The organism is Ruegeria sp. AK4 (assembly GCF_056541025.1).
This window is the reverse complement of the sequence record NZ_JBQFXS010000004.1, coordinates 112890-133138: the sequence shown is the minus strand read 5'-3', so window position 1 is coordinate 133138 and position 20249 is coordinate 112890. Positions and strand designations below refer to the sequence as shown.

Genomic DNA, 20249 nt, shown 5'->3' with positions numbered 1-20249 from the left:
CATGGCCCTGTCCCGCCGCACCGGTCAACGCTTCCAGGGCTCGGTCTGGCCCGGTTTCGTGGATGCGATGACGGGGCTGCTGATGGTGCTGACCTTCGTGCTGACTATCTTCATGGTGATCCAGTTCGTGCTGCGCGAAACCATCTCGGGGCAGGAGGATGAACTGACTACCCTCGCCGATGAGATCGCGGCCCTTGCCGGGGCGCTTGGGCTGGAAGAGCGGGAAAACAGCCGGTTGCAGGCGCGGCTTGGGGCGCTGAACACCACGCTGTCGCAGGCCGAGGACGATCTGGCGCAGGCGCAGGCGCTGATTTCTTCTTTGACCACCGAACGGGACCGTCAGGCCGCCGCGTTGGATCAGGCGCAGACCCGCATCACTGATTTCGAGGCGCAGGTGGCCGCTTTGCTGGCCGATCAGGAACGGGCTTTCGGTGACATCGCCGCTTTGGAAACCCAACGGGAAAAGCTGCTGACCGAGCAGGAAGCGCTGAACCTGGCGCTCGCGCAAAGCCGCGATGAAATTGATGCACAGGCCGAGGCGGCTCGTCTGGCCGCCGCCCGTCGCGAAGCGCTGGAAGCCTTGGTGGCTGATCTGGAGCAAAGTGGCGAGGATCGCGCCGCTCAGATCGCCGATCTGGAACAACAGTTGACGGATGAAGAGGCCGCCCGGCTGGCAGAAGCCGCCGCTGCCGAAAACCTGCGCAACCGTCTGCAGGATGCGGATGCGGAACTGACCGCAATGACGCTGGCCTTGGAAGCGCAGCGGCAGGAGGCGGAAGAGACCCTGACCCTGCTGGCCGCCGCTCAGGCCGCCAAGGCCGAGCTGGAACGTCAGTTCGGAGAGTTGAACGCCGAGGAATTGAAAGCGCAGTTGCAGGCCGCGCTAGAGGCTCAGTCGCAGGCTCAGGCAGATGCGGATGAACAACAGGCGCTGGCCGCCCAACGCGAGGCGTTGCTGGCCGTCGCCCGCGACACGCTGTCGGACGAAAAGGCGATCTCGGAAGAGGCGCAGCGTGAGGCCGCCTTGCTGAACCAGCAGGTCGCGGCCCTGCGCGGGCAATTGGGATCGCTGCAAGCCCTGCTGGATGATTTCGAAGAACGCAATGCCGCCGCCGAGGTGCAGATCCAGACCTTGGGTCAGGACCTGAACGCCGCTCTGGCCCGCGCCGCCTCGGAAGAGCGCCGCCGGCGCCTGCTGGAAGAGGCCGAGCGCAAGCGACTTGAGGCCGAGGCCGAAGCGCTGGCCGGGCAAAATCAGGAACTGGCGGCGCAGGCCGAGGATTTGCAGCGCTACCGCTCGGAATTCTTCGGCAGGCTGCGCGACGTGCTGGGCGATCAGGAGGGCGTGCGGATCGAAGGCGACCGGTTCGTGTTCTCGTCCGAGGTGCTGTTTGCAACGGGCTCGGCGATCCTGTCATCCGAGGGTCGTCAGGAGGTCGCCAAGGTTGCCGACATCCTGCGCACCGTGGCGGCGGAAATTCCGCCCGGTCTGAACTGGGTGATCCGGGTCGACGGGCATACCGATAACGTGCCGCTGGCCGGATCGGGGCGGTACCGGGACAATTGGGAACTCAGCCAGGGCCGCGCCTTGTCGGTGGTGCGCTACATGGTCGATGCTTTGGGGATTCCGCCCAGTCGCCTCGCGGCCAACGGGTTCGGAGAGTTCCAGCCGGTCAATCCCGCAGACACGCCCGAGGCGCGGGCGCAGAACCGGCGGATCGAACTGAAACTGACTGAAAGATAGGGCTGTGGCGGCTGAGCAGCGCTTCGCCCGATACCTTAGCCATCCGCAGGTGGTGATTGACCCGACCGTGGACATACCGAACTGGTCGCTGAACGAAACCGGACGGTCCCGGGTTGATCATCTCGCGTGTCGTCCGGGCGAGCTGGAGCGGACAATGCGGATCGTCAGCAGCGCCGAGACGAAGGCCCTCGAAACGGCTGCTCCGCTGGCTGATGCTTTGGGCGTGGAATTGGAAATCCGCCCGGACATGCACGAAAACGACCGCAGCGCGACGGGGTTTTTGCCGCCGGAGGAATTTGAAACTGTGGTCGATCAGTCTTTCGCCAATCCCGATGACAGCGTGCGCGGATGGGAAAGGGCCGTCGATGCGCAGGCGCGTATTTTGAAGGCGGTGTCAGAGTGCCTGTCTGAACCGGGGCAGGGGGATGTTTTGTTTGTGGGGCATGGTGGCGTGGGGACGTTGCTGTACTGCGCTTTGGCCGGTTTGCCGATTGATCGGAAACATGATCAGGGTCCCGGTGGCGGCGGCAACTGGTTTCAGTTCAATGTGCGGGACAGGCAGCCGAAACATGGTTGGCGGCCAATGGAGGACATGGTCGGGCGCTAAACGTCAACACATGAAAAAAGCCCGCTGAGGTTACAGCGGGCTTTCGATATCAGTTCGGTGATACACCTAGTCCGCAGTCAGAAGCGGAGGCTTGTCACCCGGAATGCGCCGTTGATCCGGCCCAAGAATTTCCAGGTTCAACTCGCCCTTCTTGACCGAAACGCGCACCACACCGCCTTTGGCCAGCTTGCCGAACAGCAACTCCTCGGCCAGCGGCTTCTTGATGTGCTCTTGTATGACGCGGCCCAGCGGACGGGCACCCATCTTGTCGTCATAGCCCTTGTCTGCCAGCCATTCGGCGGCTTTCGGGGTCAGATCGATGGTCACACCGCGATCCAGCAGTTGCGCCTCAAGCTGCAGAACGAACTTTTCGACCACTTGCAGGATGACCTCTTTCGGCAGCGGCGCAAAGGAGATCACGGCGTCCAGACGGTTGCGGAATTCCGGCGTGAACATGCGTTCAATCGCAGCGGTATCCTCGCCCTCGCGACGGTCACGGCCGAAGCCGATGGCGGCCTTGGCCTGTTCCTGCGCGCCTGCGTTCGAGGTCATGATCAGCACCACGTTTCGGAAGTTCACCGTGCGACCATTGTGATCGGTCAACTCGCCGTGGTCCATCACCTGCAGCAGGATGTTGAACACGTCCGGATGCGCTTTTTCGATCTCGTCCAGCAGCAGCACGCAATGCGGATGCTGGTCGACGCCATCGGTCAGCAGGCCGCCCTGATCGAACCCGACATAGCCCGGAGGTGCGCCGATCAGACGGGACACAGCGTGTTTCTCCATGTATTCCGACATGTCGAAGCGCAGCAGCTCCACACCCAGCGTATCCGCCAGTTGCTTCGCCACCTCGGTCTTGCCCACACCGGTCGGACCGGCGAACAGGTAGTTGCCGATGGGCTTTTCAGGCTCACGCAGACCGGCCCGCGCCAGTTTGATTGCGCTGGACAAGGCCTCGATCGCCAGGTCCTGACCGAACACCACCCGTTTCAGCGAGGCTTCAAGGTCTTTCAGAACCTCAGCATCGTCCTTGGTGACGTTCTTGGGCGGAATGCGGGCGATCTTGGCGACGACGGCCTCAATCTCTTTCACGCCGATGGTCTTGCGGCGTTTGCTTTCCGCGACCAGATGCTGGGCCGCGCCGGCCTCATCGATCACGTCTATGGCCTTGTCAGGCAGCTTGCGGTCGTTGATATAGCGGGCCGACAGTTCCACCGCCGTTTTGATCGCGTCGGCGGTATATTTGATCTCATGATGCTCTTCGAAATATGGCTTGAGGCCGCGCAGGATTTTCACGCTGTCCTCGACCGAGGGCTCGTTCACGTCGATCTTCTGGAACCGGCGGCTCAGCGCGCGGTCTTTTTCGAAATGCTGGCGGAATTCCTTGTACGTGGTCGATCCCATTGTGCGCAGCTTGCCGCCCTGCAAGGCGGGTTTCAGCAGGTTCGACGCATCCATCGCCCCGCCCGAGGTTGCGCCCGCGCCGATCACGGTGTGAATCTCGTCGATGAACAGCACTGCGTCGGGGTGATCCTCCAACTCGGTCACGACGGCTTTCAGACGTTCCTCGAAATCGCCGCGATAGCGGGTTCCGGCCAGCAGCGCGCCCATATCCAGCGAGTAAATCGTGGTATTGGCCAGCACATCCGGGGCCTCACCAGCCACGATCTTATGCGCCAGACCTTCGGCGATGGCGGTTTTGCCCACGCCCGGATCGCCCACCAGCAGCGGGTTGTTCTTGCGGCGGCGGCAGAGAACCTGAATGCAACGCTCAACCTCATCGGCGCGGCCGATCAGCGGGTCAACTTCGCCCGCACGGGATTTTGCGTTCAGATCAATGCAGTATTTCCCAAGCGCGCTTTCCTTTTGCTCGCCTTCGCCCGCACTTGCCTGAACCTCTTCTTCAACCTGATCAGCACCCGAGACTGAGCGGTTTTCGCCATAAGCCGGGTCCTTGGCCACGCCATGGGCGATAAAGTTCACCGCGTCGTAGCGGGTCATGTCCTGTTCCTGCAGGAAATAGGCGGCGTTGCTTTCGCGTTCGGCAAAAATGGCGACCAGTACGTTGGCCCCGGTCACTTCGGTCCGGCCCGAGCTTTGCACGTGGATCGCGGCGCGCTGAATGACCCGCTGGAAGGCGGCTGTCGGCACCGCTTCGGACCCGTCGATATCGGTGACCAGATTTGACAGGTCTTCGTCGATGAATTCGACCAAAGTGCTGCGCAATTCGTCCAGATCGACACTGCAGGCTTTCATGACCCGGATCGCGTCGGGTTCCTCCAGCAGCGCCAGCAGCAGATGCTCTAGCGTAGCAAACTCATGTCGCCGTTCATTCGCAGCCGCCAGGGCCGCGTGGATGGCTTGTTCCAATGTGCTCGAGAATGAAGGCACGCTGGTGCTCCTCTGTCTTGGGTCAGAAGGGGGTGGGTTTTTGGCCGGAACCCCATCCCAACCATGTCCTCATACTATTAGAGTTTGGTTGATCGTGGCGCGGCTTCAAGGGTTTTCTTCCTCTTGACAGTCTAATTTCCTGTGACCGTGACCGTGAAGAGGGGCATTTAAGCATTAAAACCGGTCTTTTCGAGCGCGAATTTCTGCAAAAACTGACGCTGGGTCAGCATTTTCCATCCCCAAATGCGCCTGAATCGCCGTGTCTTTGGCGCGCAAAAACGGGTTCGTGGCCTTTTCCAGCGCCAGAGAGGACGGAACCGTGGGCTGTCCGGCGGCCCGGGCGCGGTCGATATCGTCACTGCGTTTCTGCAGCGCAGCGTTGTCGGGATCGACGGTGATGGCGAATTTGGCGTTGGATTGTGTGTATTCGTGGCCAGAATACACGATTGTTTCGTCCGGCAGGGCGGCAAGTTTGCTGAGAGAGGCCCACATTTGTGGCGCGGTGCCTTCGAACAGGCGACCGCAGCCCAAGGCCATCAGGCTGTCGGCGGTGAAAACCGCTGCGCTTTGCGGCATGTAATAGGCCACGTGACCGATTGTATGGCCCGACACGTCCAGCACCTGAACCGGCTCGCCCCCGATTTCGAATGTTTCGCCGTCTTTCACCTGCTGATCCAGCGGCGGTAGGCGGTGCGCGTCGGCTGCGGCACCGATCACGGTGGCCGGGTGCCGGTCCAGAATCGCGGGCACGCCGTCGATATGGTCGAAATGGTGGTGGGTCAGCAGAATGTGGCTTAACTTCCAGCCGCGCTTGTCCAGCTCTGACAGGATCGGCCCGGCCTCGGGCGCGTCGATCAGAGCGGTGTCGCCGCTGCCGGCATCATGCGCCAGAAAGGCATAATTATCGCTGAGACAGGGGATAGTGACGATCTCAAGAGGCATGGCCTTTTGCCCTTTCGTTGCTAGACTGCGCCCAGCTAAGCCGATTGACCGGGTGTCCGCAATGCATCTTGATGTGCAGGATCTGAGGAATTTTTACTACCGCAGCACACTGGGCCGTGCGGCGCAGGCGGCGATCCGGGGGCGGCTGACCAAGCTGTGGCCCGAGGCCAAGGGCCAGACCGTTGCGGGGTTCGGTTTTGCGGTGCCGTTGCTGCGGCCCTATCTGGCCGATGCGCGGAGGGTGATCGGGCTGATGCCCGGGCCGCAGGGCGTGATGCCTTGGCCCGCAGGGATGCCGAACGTGTCCGTCCTGACGGAAGAGACGCTTTGGCCCATTGAAACCGGCCACGTGGACAAGCTGGTGGTCATGCACGGTCTGGAAACCTCGGAACGGCCCAGCCAGTTGCTGGACGAATGCTGGCGGGTGCTGGGGCCGGGGGGCAGGGCGCTGTTTGTGGTGCCGAACCGTGCGGGCCTGTGGTCACGGACAGACCGGACGCCGTTCGGGTACGGACGCCCATATTCCGCGTCTCAGTTGGAAAACCAGCTTCGGGCACATCATTTCCTGCCGGAAACCCATTGTTCTGCTCTGTACCTGCCGCCGTCCTTCCGCCGCTTCTGGCTGAAATCCGGCGGCCTGATCGAGAAAACCGGGCAGCGGCTGCCGACGATCATGGCCGGTGGCGTGCTGATGGTCGAGGTCAGCAAACATATCCGGCCACCGAGCGGAAGCGTCACAAAAGATGCCGAGCGCCGCCCGATCAAGGCGCTGGATGGCCTGCTGAAACCAGCGTGAGGCCAGGAGCGCATTTACCCCACCTTCGGCGGAAAAAATGCGAGAAAATGGTCACAGGAATCGCAAAAACCTACACTTTGGTAACATTTTTCGCGACCGCCAGCCGGATAAAAGGGTCGCACCCACGCTAAGTCATTGTATTCATACACTTTGTGGATAACGTCCCCCCCGTGATAATATATTGCTAGCTGAGTTCGGCTCTGCTACATCCCCGGTGATTTTGATCCCCGCCCTTCATGGACGGGGTTTCCTCACGCCCCAAGGTAGCGGCCGCTACCCAAAATCGGGGCCTCAAATATCGGAAGGGTGGACGTGTCCGAACCAGCTTCGATTTCCACAGGCATTGCGGAACGCTATGCCACGGCGATCTTTGAGATCGCGAAAGAGAATAATGACCTTGCAGGTCTGGAATCCGGCATCAATGATCTGGCAGCAGCACTGGGCGAAAGCGCCGAACTGCGCGACCTGATCGCATCCCCGCTGGTTTCGCGTGCCGAACAGGAAAGCGCGATTACCGCGATTGCTTCGAAAATGGGTCTGAACACCATCCTCGGCAACACGCTGGGTCTGATGGCGCAGAAACGCCGCCTGTTTGTGGTGCCGCAACTGGTGCAGGTTCTGCGCGACATGCTGGCCGACGAGCGCGGAGAAGTGACCGCCGATGTCGCCTCGGCCAAGGCGCTTACAAAGACACAACTGGAAAAACTGTCCAAAACGCTGTCCGAGCGTGTGGGCAAGACCGTGACAATCAATGCGACCGTTGATGAAAGCCTCATCGGCGGTCTTGTCGTTAAAGTGGGCTCGAAGATGATCGATAGCTCGATCCGTTCGAAGCTGAACTCCCTACAGAATGCAATGAAAGAGGTCGGATAAATGGGAATCCAAGCTGCAGAGATTTCTGCAATCCTGAAGGACCAGATCAAGAATTTTGGTCAGGAAGCCGAAGTGGCCGAGATCGGCCGCGTGCTGAGCGTCGGTGACGGGATTGCCCGTGTATACGGCCTGGACAACGTGCAGGCGGGTGAGATGGTCGAATTCCCCGGCGGCATCATGGGTATGGCGCTGAACCTGGAAAGCGACAACGTGGGTGTCGTTATCTTCGGCTCCGACCGTGACATCAAAGAAGGTGACACTGTCAAGCGCACCAACTCGATCGTGGACGTTCCGATCGGTGACGAACTGCTGGGCCGCGTTGTTGACGGTCTGGGCAACCCGCTGGACGGCAAGGGCCCGATCAATGCCTCGAAGCGTGGCGTTGCAGACGTAAAGGCCCCGGGCATCATCCCGCGTAAATCGGTGCACGAGCCGATGGCAACCGGCCTGAAATCGGTTGACGCGATGATCCCGATCGGCCGTGGCCAGCGGGAACTGATCATTGGTGACCGCCAGACCGGTAAAACCGCCGTGGCGCTGGACACCATCTTGAACCAGAAAGTCTATAACGACGCCGCAGGCGACGACGAGTCGAAGAAACTGTACTGCGTCTACGTGGCCGTTGGTCAGAAGCGTTCGACCGTTGCGCAGCTGGTGAAGAAGCTGGAAGAATCCGGTGCGATTGATTACTCGATCGTTGTCGCTGCAACCGCGTCCGACCCGGCACCGATGCAGTTCCTGGCGCCTTACGCCGCGACCGCGATGGCGGAATTCTTCCGCGATAACGGCCGCCACGCGCTGATCATCTATGATGACTTGTCGAAGCAGGCTGTTTCGTATCGTCAGATGTCCCTGCTGCTGCGCCGTCCGCCGGGCCGTGAAGCCTATCCGGGTGACGTTTTCTACCTCCACTCGCGTCTGCTGGAACGTTCGGCGAAGCTGAACGAAGATTTCGGTGCAGGCTCGCTGACTGCTCTGCCGGTCATCGAAACTCAGGGTGGTGACGTTTCGGCGTTTATTCCGACCAACGTGATCTCGATCACCGACGGTCAGATCTTCCTGGAAACCGAACTGTTCTATCAGGGCATCCGTCCCGCTGTGAACACCGGTCTGTCGGTATCGCGTGTGGGCTCGTCGGCTCAGACCAACGCGATGAAGTCGGTCGCCGGTCCGGTGAAACTGGAACTGGCGCAGTACCGCGAAATGGCGGCCTTTGCGCAGTTCGGTTCCGACCTCGACGCCGCGACCCAGCAGCTGCTGAACCGTGGTGCGCGCCTGACCGAGCTGATGAAACAGCCGCAGTATTCGCCGCTGACCAACGCGGAAATCGTCTGCGTCATCTTCGCGGGCACCAACGGTTACCTCGACAAGATCGACGTGTCGGATGTTGGCCGTTACGAGGCCGGTCTGCTGGCGCACCTGCGCGGCAAGCATGCTGACCTGCTGACCTGGATCACCGACGAAGATCCCAAGATCAAAGGTGAAGCGTCCGACAAGATCAAGGCTGCGATCGACGAATACGCCGCGACCTTCGCTTGATAGGGGGTTCCGATGCCTAGTCTGAAGGACCTTAAAAACAGGATCGAGTCGGTCAAATCGACCCGCAAGATCACCAAGGCCATGCAGATGGTCGCGGCTGCAAAACTGCGCCGCGCCCAGGAATCTGCCGAAGCCTCGCGCCCCTATGCCGAACGGTTCAATGCCGTCATGGCGGGGCTGGCAGCGTCGGTCGGGGGCAGCGACAGCGCCCCCAAGCTGCTCCGGGGTACGGGCAGCGATGATGTCCATCTGCTGGTTGTGATGACAGCTGAACGCGGCCTGTGTGGCGGATTCAACGCGAATATCGCCAAGCTGGCCCGCGCCAAGGCGGACGAGCTGCGCGGCAAGGGCAAGACGGTCAAGGTTCTGACCGTCGGCAAGAAAGGCCGCGACGCGCTCAAGCGTGATTTTGGCGATCTGTTCGTTGGCCATATCGACCTGAGCGAGGTCAAGCGCATTGGCTACACCAACGCGCAGGACATCGCCAAGGACGTCCTGTCCCGCTTCGACGGGGGTGAGTTCGACGTTGCCACGATCTTCTACTCGAAGTTCGTCAACGTTGTGACCCAGATCCCGACGGCACAGCAGGTCATCCCCGCCTCGTTCGAGGACGAAGCGGCAGGTGACGACAGCGGTGCCGTGTTCGACTATGAGCCCAGCGAAGAGGCCATTCTGGCCGACCTGCTGCCCAAGGGGGTTGCGACCGCGATCTTCTCGGCTCTGCTCGAAAACGGAGCGTCTGAACAGGGTGCACGGATGTCCGCGATGGACAACGCGACACGCAACGCGGGTGAGATGATCGACAAGCTGACGATCCAGTTCAACCGCTCGCGTCAGGCCGTGATCACCAACGAGCTGATTGAAATTATTTCCGGCGCCGAAGCGCTGTAGAGACATACCGGAGACGAAACATGGCGAATGCAAAAGGCAAAGTCACACAGATCATCGGGGCCGTCGTAGACGTGCACTTCGAAGATCAGCTGCCTGAAATTCTGAACGCGCTGGAAACCACCAACAACGGCAAGCGCCTGGTGTTGGAAGTTGCTCAGCACCTGGGTGAAAACACTGTCCGCACCATCGCGATGGACGCGACCGAAGGTCTGGTCCGTGGCGAAGCGGTCACCGACACCGGCGCACCGATCTCGGTTCCGGTTGGCAACGCCACCCTGGGCCGCATCCTGAACGTTGTGGGCGAACCGATCGACGAAAAAGGCCCGGTTGAAGCAACCGAAGCCCGCGCGATCCACCAGCCTGCACCGACCTTCGACGAACAGTCGACCGAGTCGGAAGTTCTGGTCACCGGCATCAAGGTTGTTGACCTGCTCGCCCCCTACGCCAAAGGCGGTAAAATTGGCCTCTTCGGCGGCGCCGGCGTGGGCAAAACCGTTCTGATCATGGAACTGATCAACAACATCGCAAAAGTGCACTCGGGCTTCTCGGTGTTCGCGGGTGTTGGTGAACGGACCCGTGAAGGGAATGACCTGTATCACGAGATGATCGAATCGAACGTGATCAAGCCGGACAATCTGTCGGAATCGCAGGTTGCCCTGGTTTACGGTCAGATGAACGAACCTCCGGGTGCGCGTGCACGTGTTGCTCTGACCGGTCTGACCCTGGCCGAGCAGTTCCGCGACCAGTCCGGGACCGACGTTCTGTTCTTCGTCGACAACATCTTCCGCTTCACTCAGGCGGGTTCCGAGGTTTCGGCTCTGCTGGGTCGTATTCCTTCGGCGGTGGGCTACCAGCCGACGCTGGCCACCGACATGGGCGCGCTGCAGGAACGCATCACCTCGACCAAGTCGGGCTCGATCACCTCGGTGCAGGCCATTTATGTTCCTGCGGACGACCTGACCGACCCTGCGCCTGCGACCTCGTTTGCGCACCTTGATGCGACCACCGTTCTGAACCGTGCGATCTCGGAAAAGGGTATCTACCCCGCCGTTGACCCGCTCGACTCGACCTCGCGTCTGCTCGACCCGGCCATCGTCGGCGAGGAGCACTACAAGGTTGCGACCGACGTTCAGCAGATCCTTCAGCGCTACAAGTCGCTGCAGGACATCATCGCCATCCTCGGCATGGACGAACTGTCGGAAGAGGACAAGCTGACCGTGGCCCGTGCCCGTAAGATCGAACGCTTCCTGTCACAGCCGTTCGACGTGGCCGAGGTTTTCACCGGCTCGCCCGGCGTTCAGGTTCCGCTGGATGTCACCATCTCGTCGTTCAAGGCCGTTGTGGCTGGCGAATACGATCACCTGCCCGAAGCGGCCTTCCTGATGGTCGGCGGCATCGAAGAAGTGATCGCCAAAGCGGAAAAGATGGCCGCAGAAGCCGCCTAAGGAGTATCTCTGATGGCAAACACGATGCAATTCGACCTCGTCAGCCCCGAGCGGAGCCTTGCTTCGCTTGAGGCCACCGCGGTCCAGATTCCCGGCGCGGATGGGGACATGACGGCGATGCCCGATCATGCCCCCACCATCACCACGCTGCGCCCCGGTCTGCTCAAGGTCGAGGCACCCGAAGGGTCCAGCGAATACCTGGTCACCGGCGGGTTTGCCCAGATCAACGGCGACGGCCTGTCGGTTCTGGCCGAAAAGGCCATTCCGGTGGCCGAGGTGACCCGGTCGCATCTGGACGACCTGATCGCCGAAGCCCGTGCCTCGCACGAGGCCGCCAAGGCCGGTGACGATCAGACCATCGTCGACGATGCAGCCAAACTGCTGGCCGACATGGAAGCGCTTGGAACGCATATGAGCCTGTAAGGGTTTCATAGCATTTGAAAATTCAGACGGCCTCGCAATTGCGGGGCCGTTTTTTTGTCGTGCTTTTGCCGGGGGATCGCGGTAACTTCCGGGAATTCAATGATAATGATGACACTAATGAAGAAATTTCAGACCCATCCCATCGGCATCGATCAGGGCGAAGAGGTGCTGTTTTCCGAATTCGCCGAAGGCGGCGACATGTGGACCGGAGACGGCCCCCGGGAACGCCGCACCGCGATCCGCTTCTCCGAGGCGTTCCGCTCGCGCCCCGTGGTCCAGATCGGCGTGTCGCTATGGGATGTGGACACATCCTCGGCCCTGCGTGCCGAGGTTCAGGCCGAAGATATCACGGCAGACGGCTTTAACGCCGTGTTCCGAACCTGGTCCGATACCCGCATCGCCCGGATACGGGTGTCATGGATGGCGATCGGAGAGGTGGCGCATGCGGATGACTGGGATATTTCGTAAGAAAAAAGCCCATATGGGAAGTGGCAACTGGAAATGAGATTTATTACAAAGCGAAGAATTTGGGTTTGGGGGCTTGCCGCGTTGGCGCTGGTCATTGTGTATTCCAATTTTTCAGGCAGAAAAGATGCACCTGTCCCAGCTCTGCTACAAGGGCTGCCAGCCAACTTTGAAGAGGCACGAGAGCAGTTGCAAACCCGCTTGAATGATAAATTCATCTTGCCGGTCAACGAGCAAGAGTTGATGAACTTTCTTTCACAGCAAGGGTTCGGAGTGTCTGCTGTGGTTCGAAATGCTCGGTTCAGCAAACCGGAGTTTGCGTGCACCTATATCTGGGACATTCGCTGGGACTCTGAGGCTGCAGTTGTAACGAGTTTAACAGCGGATGTCGGCGCAATTTGTGTGTAGAGTGCCGCCACTTTTTAACTGATGGGGCGGCGGCTGATTTTACCCACCTCACCCTTCAATCATATCCACCCGCGTCGCGTGGCGGCCGCCTTCAAACTCGGTGCCCAGAAACGCGTCCACGATGTCCAGCGCCTGTCCTTCGCCGACGACCCGCGCGCCGATGGACAGCATGTTGGCGTCGTTGTGCTGGCGGATCATGCGGGCGGAAAAGGCGTCTGAGCAGACACCGCAGCGGATGCCGGGCACTTTGTTCGCCGCCATCATGATGCCTTGCCCGGTGCCGCACAGGATGATGCCCAACTGACACTCGCCCGAGGCGACGGCCTGCGCTGCGGCTTTGCCGTGCTTGGGGTAATGTGTGCTTTCAGGCGTTGTCGGGCCGATATCGACGACCTCCCACCCTTTGGAGGCGATGTGCGTGGCGACGGCCTGGCGCAACGCGATGGCTGCGTGATCACTTGAGAGAACGATGCGGTTGGATGCAGTCATGAGGGCAATGTCTTGTTGTTCAGGAGGGTCGGTGTTGGGGCGGAAAGCACCCCGGTCAGACCTTAGTCCATGTGGTAGAGGGACTCGTAGATCGGGGTCAGCGTCTGGTCTTCGAACAGCGAGGACACACTGGTGCCGTTCCAGATATTCAGGATCGCCTGCGTGAAAATCGGGGCGGTCGGCACGGTTCGGATGTTGGCTGCGTTGGCGACCTCGGGCGTGGGCTGGATCGTGTCCGACAGGACCAGAGATTTCATCACCGAATTGGTCACACGCTCGACTGCGGGGCCGCTCATGACGCCGTGGGTGATATAGGAATGAACCTCTTTCGCGCCGTTATCCATCAGCACCTGCGCGGCCTTGCACAACGTGCCAGCCGTGTCGCAGATGTCGTCGACGATCAGGCAGATCTTGTCTTTGACGTCGCCGATGACGGTCATCTCGGCCACTTCGCCCGCTTTTTCGCGGCGCTTGTCCACGATCGACAGGGGGGCGTCGATGCGCTTGGCCAGTTCCCGCGCGCGGGCGACGCCGCCGACGTCGGGTGAGACGACCATGATCTCGTCCAGCCGGTCTTTGAACTGCGCTTTGACGTCCAGCGCAAAGATCGGCGAGGCATAGAGGTTGTCGACCGGCATGTCGAAGAACCCCTGAATCTGCGCCGCGTGCAGGTCCATGGTCAGGATGCGCTCTATCCCGGCACCGGTCAGCATGTTGGCGACCAGCTTGGCCGAAATCGGCGTGCGCGCCTTGGTGCGGCGGTCCTGACGGGCATAGCCGAAATAAGGGATAACTGCGGTGATCCGCTGGGCTGACGACCGGCGCAGCGCGTCGGCGATGATCAGCAATTCCATCAGGTTGTCATTGGCCGGGTTCGAGGTCGGCTGGATGATGAACATATCCTCGCCACGGACGTTCTCGAAGACCTCGACGAATATCTCGCCGTCATTGAAGCGTTCGACGCGGGCATCGACCAGACCCTGATTGACGCCGCGGTGCAGGCTCATGCGGCGCGCGATGGTTTCGGCAAGCGGAAGGTTGGCGTTCCCAGCGATAAGCTTGGGTTCGTGAAGTGTCGGCATCGGCTGAAGGTCCCCGGGCAGCAATGGCAATGTGACAGATTCGTGATGTTGACACCGCTTAGCATGGCCTTACCGTTCCGCAAAGATAACGCAGCGGAGAAAGTGAATATGGCCCGGATTGACTACTATTTTGCGACAATTTCGCCGTACACCTACCTGGCGGGCACGCGCCTTGAAGAGATTGCGGCGAAGCATGGGGCCACGATCAACTACAAGCCGCTGGACATTATCGCCCTGTTCGGGCGGACCGGTGGCACTGCGCCCAAGGACCGGCATATTTCGCGCATCGAATATCGCGCGCAGGAGCTGCTGCGCCAGTCGCGCACCTTGGGGATGGAATTCAACCTGCAGCCCGCCCATTGGCCAACCAATGCGGCCCCGTCCTCTTACGCGATCATTGCCGCGACAAAGGATGGATCGGGGGATATCGGCAAGCTGTGCCATTCGATCCTGCGCGCCTGCTGGGCCGAGGAAAAGGACGTGGCGCAGGACGATGTGATCCGCGATTGCCTGTCGCAGGCGGGGTTTGATCCGGCGCTTGCCGATAGCGGCTTGCTGGTCGGGGCCGAGACCTATGCCGCCAATCTGGAAGAGGCGGTGGAACGCGGCGTGTTCGGTGCACCCTTCTACATCACGCCGGACGATCAGCGGTTCTGGGGGCAGGACAGGCTGGCTGATCTGGACCGGCATCTGGCCGAGATGAACGGGTGACGACCGAACCCGCGACCCAGCCTGTTTACGTCAGAACGATCGGAGAGGGCGCGCGGCATCTGCTCGCCCTGCACTGTACGCTGGCGCATTCCGGGGCGTGGTCGGGTGTGTCAAAGGCGCTGAGCGATGCCACGCTGATTGCGCCGGATATGCTGTCGCATGGCCGCAGCCCGGACTGGGACGGGCACAGCGATTACTTCGATGCGGTTACAGCTTTGGCCAAGGATCAACTGACCGAGCCAATGGATATCATCGGCCATTCCTTCGGCGCGATGATCGCGCTGCGCCTGTGCATTGAATGCCCCGAACGGGTGCGCAGCGCGGTGTTGATCGAGCCGGTGTTCTTTGCTGTCGCCCGGACGGACAGGCCCGACCTGTTCGCCCGACATGAACGGGACGCGCAGCCGGTGGACGATGCTTTTGCGGTCGGAGACACCGCGTTGGCCGCCCGGCTGTTCAACCGGATGTGGGGGGCATCCTCTGGCCCGAAATGGCCGGACCTGCCGGAACGCTCCCGCGCGGCGATGATCCGGGGGATCGATGTGGTTCCTGCGGTCGACGGTGTTTTGTTCGACGACGCCGCCCGGTTGCTTGACCCGGCCAGACTGAAACGCGCATCGATGCCGATCCTGCTGCTGGCGGGCACCGAAACGCATCCGGTTCTCCCGGCGATTTGCGAGGGTCTGAGGGCGCGGTTGCCCTCAGCCAACAGCGCCGTCGTAGAGGGGGCAGGGCATATGCTGCCGATCACGCATCCCGGCCAAACAGCCGCGCTGGTTCAGGCGTTCTGGCGCGACACTCCTACAGCAGGGCCAGAAACCGGTCGATCTGATCCGCTTCGATAGACCAGTCGCAGACCAGCCGGCAGGCGAGGTTTTCGGCCTCGTCTTCACCCTCCAGTTCATCGCCCCACAGGTGATAGACCGCCCCAGCCTCGTGCAATTGCCGGTGCTTGGCGCGTGGAAACGAGGCAAAGACCATATTGGCCTGAGGCTCATGCAGGAACGAGGCCCCCTTGGCGCGCAGCCCGTCCGCCAGACGGGCGCAGTTGTCATTGGCCTGACGCGCCAGTTTCAGCCACAGGTCATCCTGCAGATAGGCCGCCATCTGCGCCGACAGATAGCGGTGTTTGGAAAACAGATGCGCCCCGCGTTTGCGGCGCAGCTCAAACTCCCAGGCCTTGCTTTCATCGAAGAAAACAACCGCCTCGACCCCCATGAGCCCGTTCTTGGTGCCGCCGAAACTGACCGCATCCACACCCGATTTCCACGTCATCTCGGCGGGCGAGCAATTCAACGCGACCAGCGCGTTGGTAAACCGCGCACCATCCATATGCACGGGCAGGCCGAACTCTTTGGCCACTGCACAGAGCGCCTGCATTTCCTCCAGAGAATAGACCGATCCCCGCTCGGTCACCTGCGTGATCGAAACCGGACCCCGCTGCGGGCCGTGCACGCCGCGGGTTTCTTCTTTCAGGATCGTCTTGCGCAGGGCCTCGGCAGTCATCTTGTCACCGCCCGGCACAAGGGTCAGCTTGGCGCCGGTGTAGAACTCGGGCGCGTTGCATTCGTCTTCGTGGATATGCGCAACCGGCGAGCAGAACACCGTTTCCCAGGGCTGCGAGAGGGTCGCCAAAGCCAATGAATTCGCCGCCGTACCTGTTGCCACCAGATAGACCGCAGCGCCCGGAGCCTCGAAGATACTGCGGATGCGATCCCGCACTTCGTTCATCAATGTGTCCGCGCCATAGGCCATCTGATAGCCCTGATTGGCCTCGGCCAGTTTTGCCATGACCTGCGGATGAACGGGGCCGGAATTGTCAGAGGCGAAGTACATCAGCTGGGCTCCTCGATGATATAGTCTTCCCATTCTTCCATGGGCGTTTCGAACTCGGACACCGTGCGCCCCTGAACGGACACGCCCGCGCGGTGCACGCTGTCCGGCGTACCAGACAGCAGCGGGTGCCAGTCGTAAAGCGGTTTGCCTTCCCACAGCAGCCGATAGGCGCAGGTCTGCGGTAGCCAATAGGCGTGACTGTCGATATTGTCGGGCGTCATCACGATGCATTCGGGCACGAATTGATGCCGGATGTCGTATTGGGTGCAGCGGCAGCTTTCATCATCCAGCAGGCGGCACGCGACACAGGTCAGGGCAACCTCGCCCGAATCCTCGTCTTCCAGCTTGTTCAGGCAGCATTTGCCGCAGCCATCGCACAGCGCCTCCCATTCCTGCTGGTTCATTTTGCGCAGCGGTTTGCGTTCCCAGAACCTGTGGGTCAGGCCGGTGCGGTCAATGGGGTCGGTGCTCATAACACCGCCAGAAGGCCGCGCGCCTGTTCGCAATCCGCATCCATCTGGGCGATCAGCGCGTCCAAGCCGTCGAAGGTCATTTCAGGGCGCAGGAATTCGACAAGACCGACGGACAGAGTTGCGCCGTACAGATCGCCCGAGAAATCAAACAGGAAGGTTTCGATATTGGGTAATTCGCCCTGAAACATGGGCCGGACCCCGACCGAGGCCGCGCCGTGATAGCTGCCCTTTTGCGGGCCATCCAGCACATCGACCAGCACCGCGTAAACGCCGAATTTCGGCGGGTGCAGGCCCTCGATCGACATGTTGGCGGTGGGAAAGCCCAGTTCGCGCCCGCGCTGTTCGCCCCCGATCACCGTGCCTTCGATCCGGTGCCAGTGGCCCAGCATCGCCGCCGCATCGCGGGGGCGGCCTTCGCTGAGCGCGGTGCGGATCGCGGTCGAAGACACAACGCTTTCGGTTTTTTCCATCAACGGAGCAATTGTCACGCCGAACCCCATGTCTTCCCCAAAACGGACCATATCCTGCGCCGTGCCGCTGCGACCTTTGCCAAAGCAGAAATCGGCCCCCACGACCACGTGTGACAGACCCAGCCCGTCGCAGAGGACGTTGCGGGCGAATTCCTCGGGGGACAGCCCCGCAAGCGCCGCGTTAAAGGGCAGTTCATACAGCTTTTGCACACCCAGCTTTTGCAGTCTGTGCGCCCGCGCATTGCCCCGCATCAGCCGGAACGGAGGCGCATCGGGCGCAAAGTACTCGCGCGGGTGCGGCTCAAACGTCAGCACGCCCAGGGGGGCATCCGGCGCAGCGTTGCGGGCCAGTTCGATGACCGAGCGATGGCCGATATGGACCCCGTCAAAATTGCCGATGGCCACGCTGGCGCCTCGGTCCTCAGGGTCGACAAACTGGAAATCCCGGATGATCTGCATGCAGCTTGCCTAGCGGGACTGGGGGATGGGTTCAAGCACCTGATTACGCTCATTTCAGGGCTTAACGCCCGTATCACGCCCGCCTACCATGAGATGAAACAGACTGGGATTGTCAGGATGCGAAAGATCGCGGCGCTCATCTTTCCGGGTTTTGAATTGCTGGACCTCTTCGGCCCGATGGAAATGTTCGGTTTGCTCGAGGACAGGTTCGAACTGACGCTGGTAGCCGAACATATCGGCGCGGTCGCCAGCAACCAGAAACTGGCGGCCCATGCCACCCGATCCACCGGCGACGGCACCGAGTATGACATCCTGTTCGTGCCGGGCGGCGCGGGCACGCGGCGCGAGGTTGATAACGCGGAGCTGCTGGGGTGGATCGCGCAGGTCGCCGATAAGGCCGAATTCACGCTGAGTGTCTGCACCGGCAGTGCGCTGCTGGCGCGGGCCGGAGTGTTGAACGGGCGGCGCGCAACCACCAACAAGGCCGCTTTTGAATGGGTCGCCAGTCAGAGTCCCGATGTCGATTGGATCCGACAGGCGCGCTGGGTCGAGGACGGGCGGTTTTTCACCTCGTCCGGTGTGTCAGCCGGGATGGATATGGCGCTTGGGGCCATCGCTGCGATGCACGGGATTGAGATGGCCGAGACAGTTGCGAAATGGTGCGAATACAGTTGGCACCGCGACAAAGACTGCGACCCGTTCGCGAAGCTGCACGGTTTGGTTTGAGAAACCGCTTTCCGCGCAGCCTGCAGAGGTATCAGTCGAACTTCCGCGAGGGGGCCAGAACCATCGCCTCACCCACCAGCACCTTTTTGCCCTCGACAGCGCAATGGCAATCCAGCTTGACCCGGCGCTTGGCGAAATCGATGTCGATCACCTTGACCTCGGCATAAACCGTGTCACCGGGCCGCACCGGAGCGAGGAATTTCAGCGATTGCCCCATATAGACCGTGCCGTGACCGGGCAGTTGCTCGCCAATCACTGCCGAGATTAGGCCAGCGGTCAGCATTCCATGCGCGATGCGCCCTTCGAAGATCGTGTCGCGGGCGTAGTCATCATCCATATGCACCGGATTCCGGTCGGTCGAGACCTGCGCGAACATCTCGATATCCTCATCTGTCACCACTTTGTGCAGATGCCGGGTCATGCCCATTTCGATGTCTTCGATACAGATCGTTCCGCGCGGAAGATTGTCCAACATGTTGCCCTCGCTCGCATTCAAAGGGTAACAAAGAAACTCAAGCTACCCCAGTTCGGTAACTTTATTACTTCGCAGGCGCAGAAAATCAAGCCTTTTCTGACTACCGCAGGCGGCCGATTGTGTAGGTGGGATTGATATTTTCCCTTTGGATGTAATCCTTTAGGGACTCGTGGTGCGGATGGTGCGACGTTTTGGTCTCGGCCGCGGCCAACCCGCCCGAAATAAACAGCGTATCGATTCCCTCGCCCATGCCGCCCAGGATGTCGGTATGGGGGCCATCGCCGATAGCCAGAATGTCGCTGTCGGATGCATCAACACCCAGTTCCTGCAGCCTGCGGCGGGCCAGATCGTAGATCGGCGGGTGGGGTTTGCCGAAATACAGGCTCTCACCGCCCATTTCGGTGTAGAGCTTTGCCAAAGCGCCGGCGCACCACTCGCGCACCTCACCCCGGTCCACGACGATGTCGGGATTGGCGCAGAGCAGTTTCAGGCCCATCTGTTTGGCATAAAGGAAATCGGGGCGGTTCACATCAGGGTCCGCCATCGGATCGAACGGACCACAGCAGACGATGCCCTCGGCCTGGTCCAGCGGGACGCGTTCGATATGGATGGGGTGATGCAGCAGTTTCAGCGGCTCGAAAAACCCCGCATCGCGCCCCCACTCGCCCATGAAATAGACCTTGTGGCCAACAGCCCCGCGGAACATCGCTGAGCGGGCGGAATCTCCGCTGGTGGCGATGGTGTCATAAGCATCCGCAGGCACGTTGAACTGGGTCAGCTGCGTGGCGACGCCCGCGCGCGGTTTGGGGGAATTCGTGACCAGCACCACGGTCCCGCCCTTTTGCCGGTACGCCTGAAGCGCGGCGACGGCTTCGGGGTAGGCGGTGATGCCATTGTGCACGCAGCCCCACAGATCGACGAAAAGCGCTTTGTAGCGGTCAGAGATTTCGGCAAGCGTGTGGACGATCTGAGTCATGACAGGCCCTTGTTGGAATGGCAGGAAT

At 61.0% G+C, this 20249-nt stretch carries 22 protein-coding genes; 13 read left to right on the top strand and 9 right to left on the bottom strand.

What is annotated here, in order from left to right; translation table 11 throughout:
- Position 1: 1 nt before the first annotated feature.
- Entirely contained in the window at positions 2-1744 is a 1743-nt protein-coding gene (locus tag ACR0EZ_RS09680; protein ID WP_480612542.1) for a peptidoglycan -binding protein, read from the top strand.
- A 4-nt stretch (positions 1745-1748) separates the two neighbouring features.
- Positions 1749-2351, top strand: a complete 603-nt coding sequence (locus ACR0EZ_RS09675) for a histidine phosphatase family protein (protein ID WP_480612541.1) — start codon at positions 1749-1751, stop codon at positions 2349-2351.
- Between the two features lie 66 nt (positions 2352-2417).
- Here the strand turns inward: ACR0EZ_RS09675 and clpA are convergent, their stop codons facing one another.
- Both clpA and gloB read right to left on the bottom strand, forming a co-directional pair.
- Complete coding sequence (gene clpA, locus ACR0EZ_RS09670) at positions 2418-4742, bottom strand: ATP-dependent Clp protease ATP-binding subunit ClpA (protein WP_480612540.1); 2325 nt, start codon at positions 4740-4742, stop codon at positions 2418-2420.
- Positions 4743-4916: 174 nt separating this feature from the next.
- The gene (gene gloB, locus ACR0EZ_RS09665; protein WP_480612539.1) at positions 4917-5684 is read right to left on the bottom strand and encodes a hydroxyacylglutathione hydrolase; all 768 of its coding nucleotides are present in this window, start codon (positions 5682-5684) and stop codon (positions 4917-4919) included.
- Between the two features lie 61 nt (positions 5685-5745).
- Between gloB and ACR0EZ_RS09660 the strand changes: the two genes are divergently transcribed.
- From ACR0EZ_RS09660 to ACR0EZ_RS09625, 8 genes are all read left to right on the top strand, one after another.
- Entirely contained in the window at positions 5746-6480 is a 735-nt protein-coding gene (locus tag ACR0EZ_RS09660) for a methyltransferase domain-containing protein (protein ID WP_480612538.1), read from the top strand.
- A 312-nt stretch (positions 6481-6792) separates the two neighbouring features.
- Complete coding sequence (locus ACR0EZ_RS09655) at positions 6793-7353, top strand: F0F1 ATP synthase subunit delta (protein ID WP_480612537.1); 561 nt, start codon at positions 6793-6795, stop codon at positions 7351-7353.
- Positions 7354-8892 carry a F0F1 ATP synthase subunit alpha gene (atpA, locus tag ACR0EZ_RS09650; protein ID WP_480612536.1) on the top strand — a complete coding sequence of 513 codons (1539 nt, stop codon included), beginning with the start codon at positions 7354-7356 and terminating at the stop codon, positions 8890-8892. It abuts the gene before it with no gap.
- A 12-nt stretch (positions 8893-8904) separates the two neighbouring features.
- Positions 8905-9783, top strand: a complete 879-nt coding sequence (locus ACR0EZ_RS09645; protein WP_480612535.1) for a F0F1 ATP synthase subunit gamma — start codon at positions 8905-8907, stop codon at positions 9781-9783.
- Positions 9784-9803: 20 nt separating this feature from the next.
- Positions 9804-11228, top strand: coding sequence for a F0F1 ATP synthase subunit beta (gene atpD / locus ACR0EZ_RS09640; protein WP_480612534.1), 1425 nt, complete (start codon positions 9804-9806; stop codon positions 11226-11228).
- Positions 11229-11240: 12 nt separating this feature from the next.
- Entirely contained in the window at positions 11241-11651 is a 411-nt protein-coding gene (locus ACR0EZ_RS09635; protein WP_480612533.1) for a F0F1 ATP synthase subunit epsilon, read from the top strand.
- A gap of 117 nt (positions 11652-11768) precedes the next feature.
- Complete coding sequence (locus ACR0EZ_RS09630; protein WP_480612532.1) at positions 11769-12119, top strand: H-type lectin domain-containing protein; 351 nt, start codon at positions 11769-11771, stop codon at positions 12117-12119.
- A gap of 33 nt (positions 12120-12152) precedes the next feature.
- Positions 12153-12524: a hypothetical protein gene (locus ACR0EZ_RS09625; RefSeq protein ID WP_480612531.1), complete on the top strand. Its 372-nt coding sequence runs from the start codon at positions 12153-12155 to the stop codon at positions 12522-12524.
- Between the two features lie 48 nt (positions 12525-12572).
- Here ACR0EZ_RS09625 and rpiB read toward each other — a convergent pair whose 3' ends face one another.
- Together rpiB and ACR0EZ_RS09615 are read right to left on the bottom strand one after the other, a co-directional pair.
- Positions 12573-13013: a ribose 5-phosphate isomerase B gene (gene rpiB, locus ACR0EZ_RS09620; protein ID WP_480612530.1), complete on the bottom strand. Its 441-nt coding sequence runs from the start codon at positions 13011-13013 to the stop codon at positions 12573-12575.
- A 62-nt stretch (positions 13014-13075) separates the two neighbouring features.
- Positions 13076-14095, bottom strand: coding sequence for a ribose-phosphate pyrophosphokinase (locus tag ACR0EZ_RS09615; protein ID WP_480612529.1), 1020 nt, complete (start codon positions 14093-14095; stop codon positions 13076-13078).
- A 108-nt stretch (positions 14096-14203) separates the two neighbouring features.
- Here ACR0EZ_RS09615 and ACR0EZ_RS09610 point away from each other — a divergent pair, with 108 nt between their 5' ends.
- Positions 14204-14806: a DsbA family protein gene (locus tag ACR0EZ_RS09610; protein WP_480612528.1), complete on the top strand. Its 603-nt coding sequence runs from the start codon at positions 14204-14206 to the stop codon at positions 14804-14806.
- Positions 14803-15651 (top strand): alpha/beta fold hydrolase, encoded by an 849-nt coding sequence (locus ACR0EZ_RS09605; protein WP_480612527.1) that lies wholly within the window; start codon positions 14803-14805, stop codon positions 15649-15651. The genes ACR0EZ_RS09610 and ACR0EZ_RS09605 overlap by 4 nt, the downstream gene beginning before the upstream one ends.
- On the opposite strand, the gene ACR0EZ_RS09600 is transcribed toward ACR0EZ_RS09605, so the two are convergent.
- Genes ACR0EZ_RS09600 through ACR0EZ_RS09590 form a run of 3 tightly spaced genes read right to left on the bottom strand, consistent with a single transcriptional unit; the run spans position 15608 to position 18044 of the window.
- Positions 15608-16642, bottom strand: coding sequence for a threonine aldolase family protein (locus ACR0EZ_RS09600; protein WP_480612526.1), 1035 nt, complete (start codon positions 16640-16642; stop codon positions 15608-15610). The two genes, ACR0EZ_RS09605 and ACR0EZ_RS09600, sit on opposite strands and share 44 nt — an antisense overlap.
- A complete protein-coding gene (locus ACR0EZ_RS09595) occupies positions 16642-17115 on the bottom strand; it encodes a YcgN family cysteine cluster protein (RefSeq protein WP_480612525.1) in 474 nt (157 codons plus the stop codon). The genes ACR0EZ_RS09600 and ACR0EZ_RS09595 overlap by 1 nt, the downstream gene beginning before the upstream one ends.
- Positions 17112-18044, bottom strand: a complete 933-nt coding sequence (locus ACR0EZ_RS09590; protein ID WP_480612524.1) for a bifunctional riboflavin kinase/FAD synthetase — start codon at positions 18042-18044, stop codon at positions 17112-17114. The genes ACR0EZ_RS09595 and ACR0EZ_RS09590 overlap by 4 nt, the downstream gene beginning before the upstream one ends.
- Before the next feature lie 117 nt (positions 18045-18161).
- Between ACR0EZ_RS09590 and ACR0EZ_RS09585 the strand changes: the two genes are divergently transcribed.
- Entirely contained in the window at positions 18162-18770 is a 609-nt protein-coding gene (locus ACR0EZ_RS09585; RefSeq protein ID WP_480612523.1) for a DJ-1/PfpI family protein, read from the top strand.
- Positions 18771-18801: 31 nt separating this feature from the next.
- Here the strand turns inward: ACR0EZ_RS09585 and ACR0EZ_RS09580 are convergent, their stop codons facing one another.
- On the bottom strand, positions 18802-19245 hold the full coding sequence (locus ACR0EZ_RS09580; RefSeq protein WP_480612522.1) for a MaoC family dehydratase: 444 nt from the start codon (positions 19243-19245) through the stop codon (positions 18802-18804).
- A 100-nt stretch (positions 19246-19345) separates the two neighbouring features.
- Positions 19346-20221: a TIGR01459 family HAD-type hydrolase gene (locus ACR0EZ_RS09575; RefSeq protein WP_480612521.1), complete on the bottom strand. Its 876-nt coding sequence runs from the start codon at positions 20219-20221 to the stop codon at positions 19346-19348.
- Positions 20222-20249: the final 28 nt, after the last annotated feature.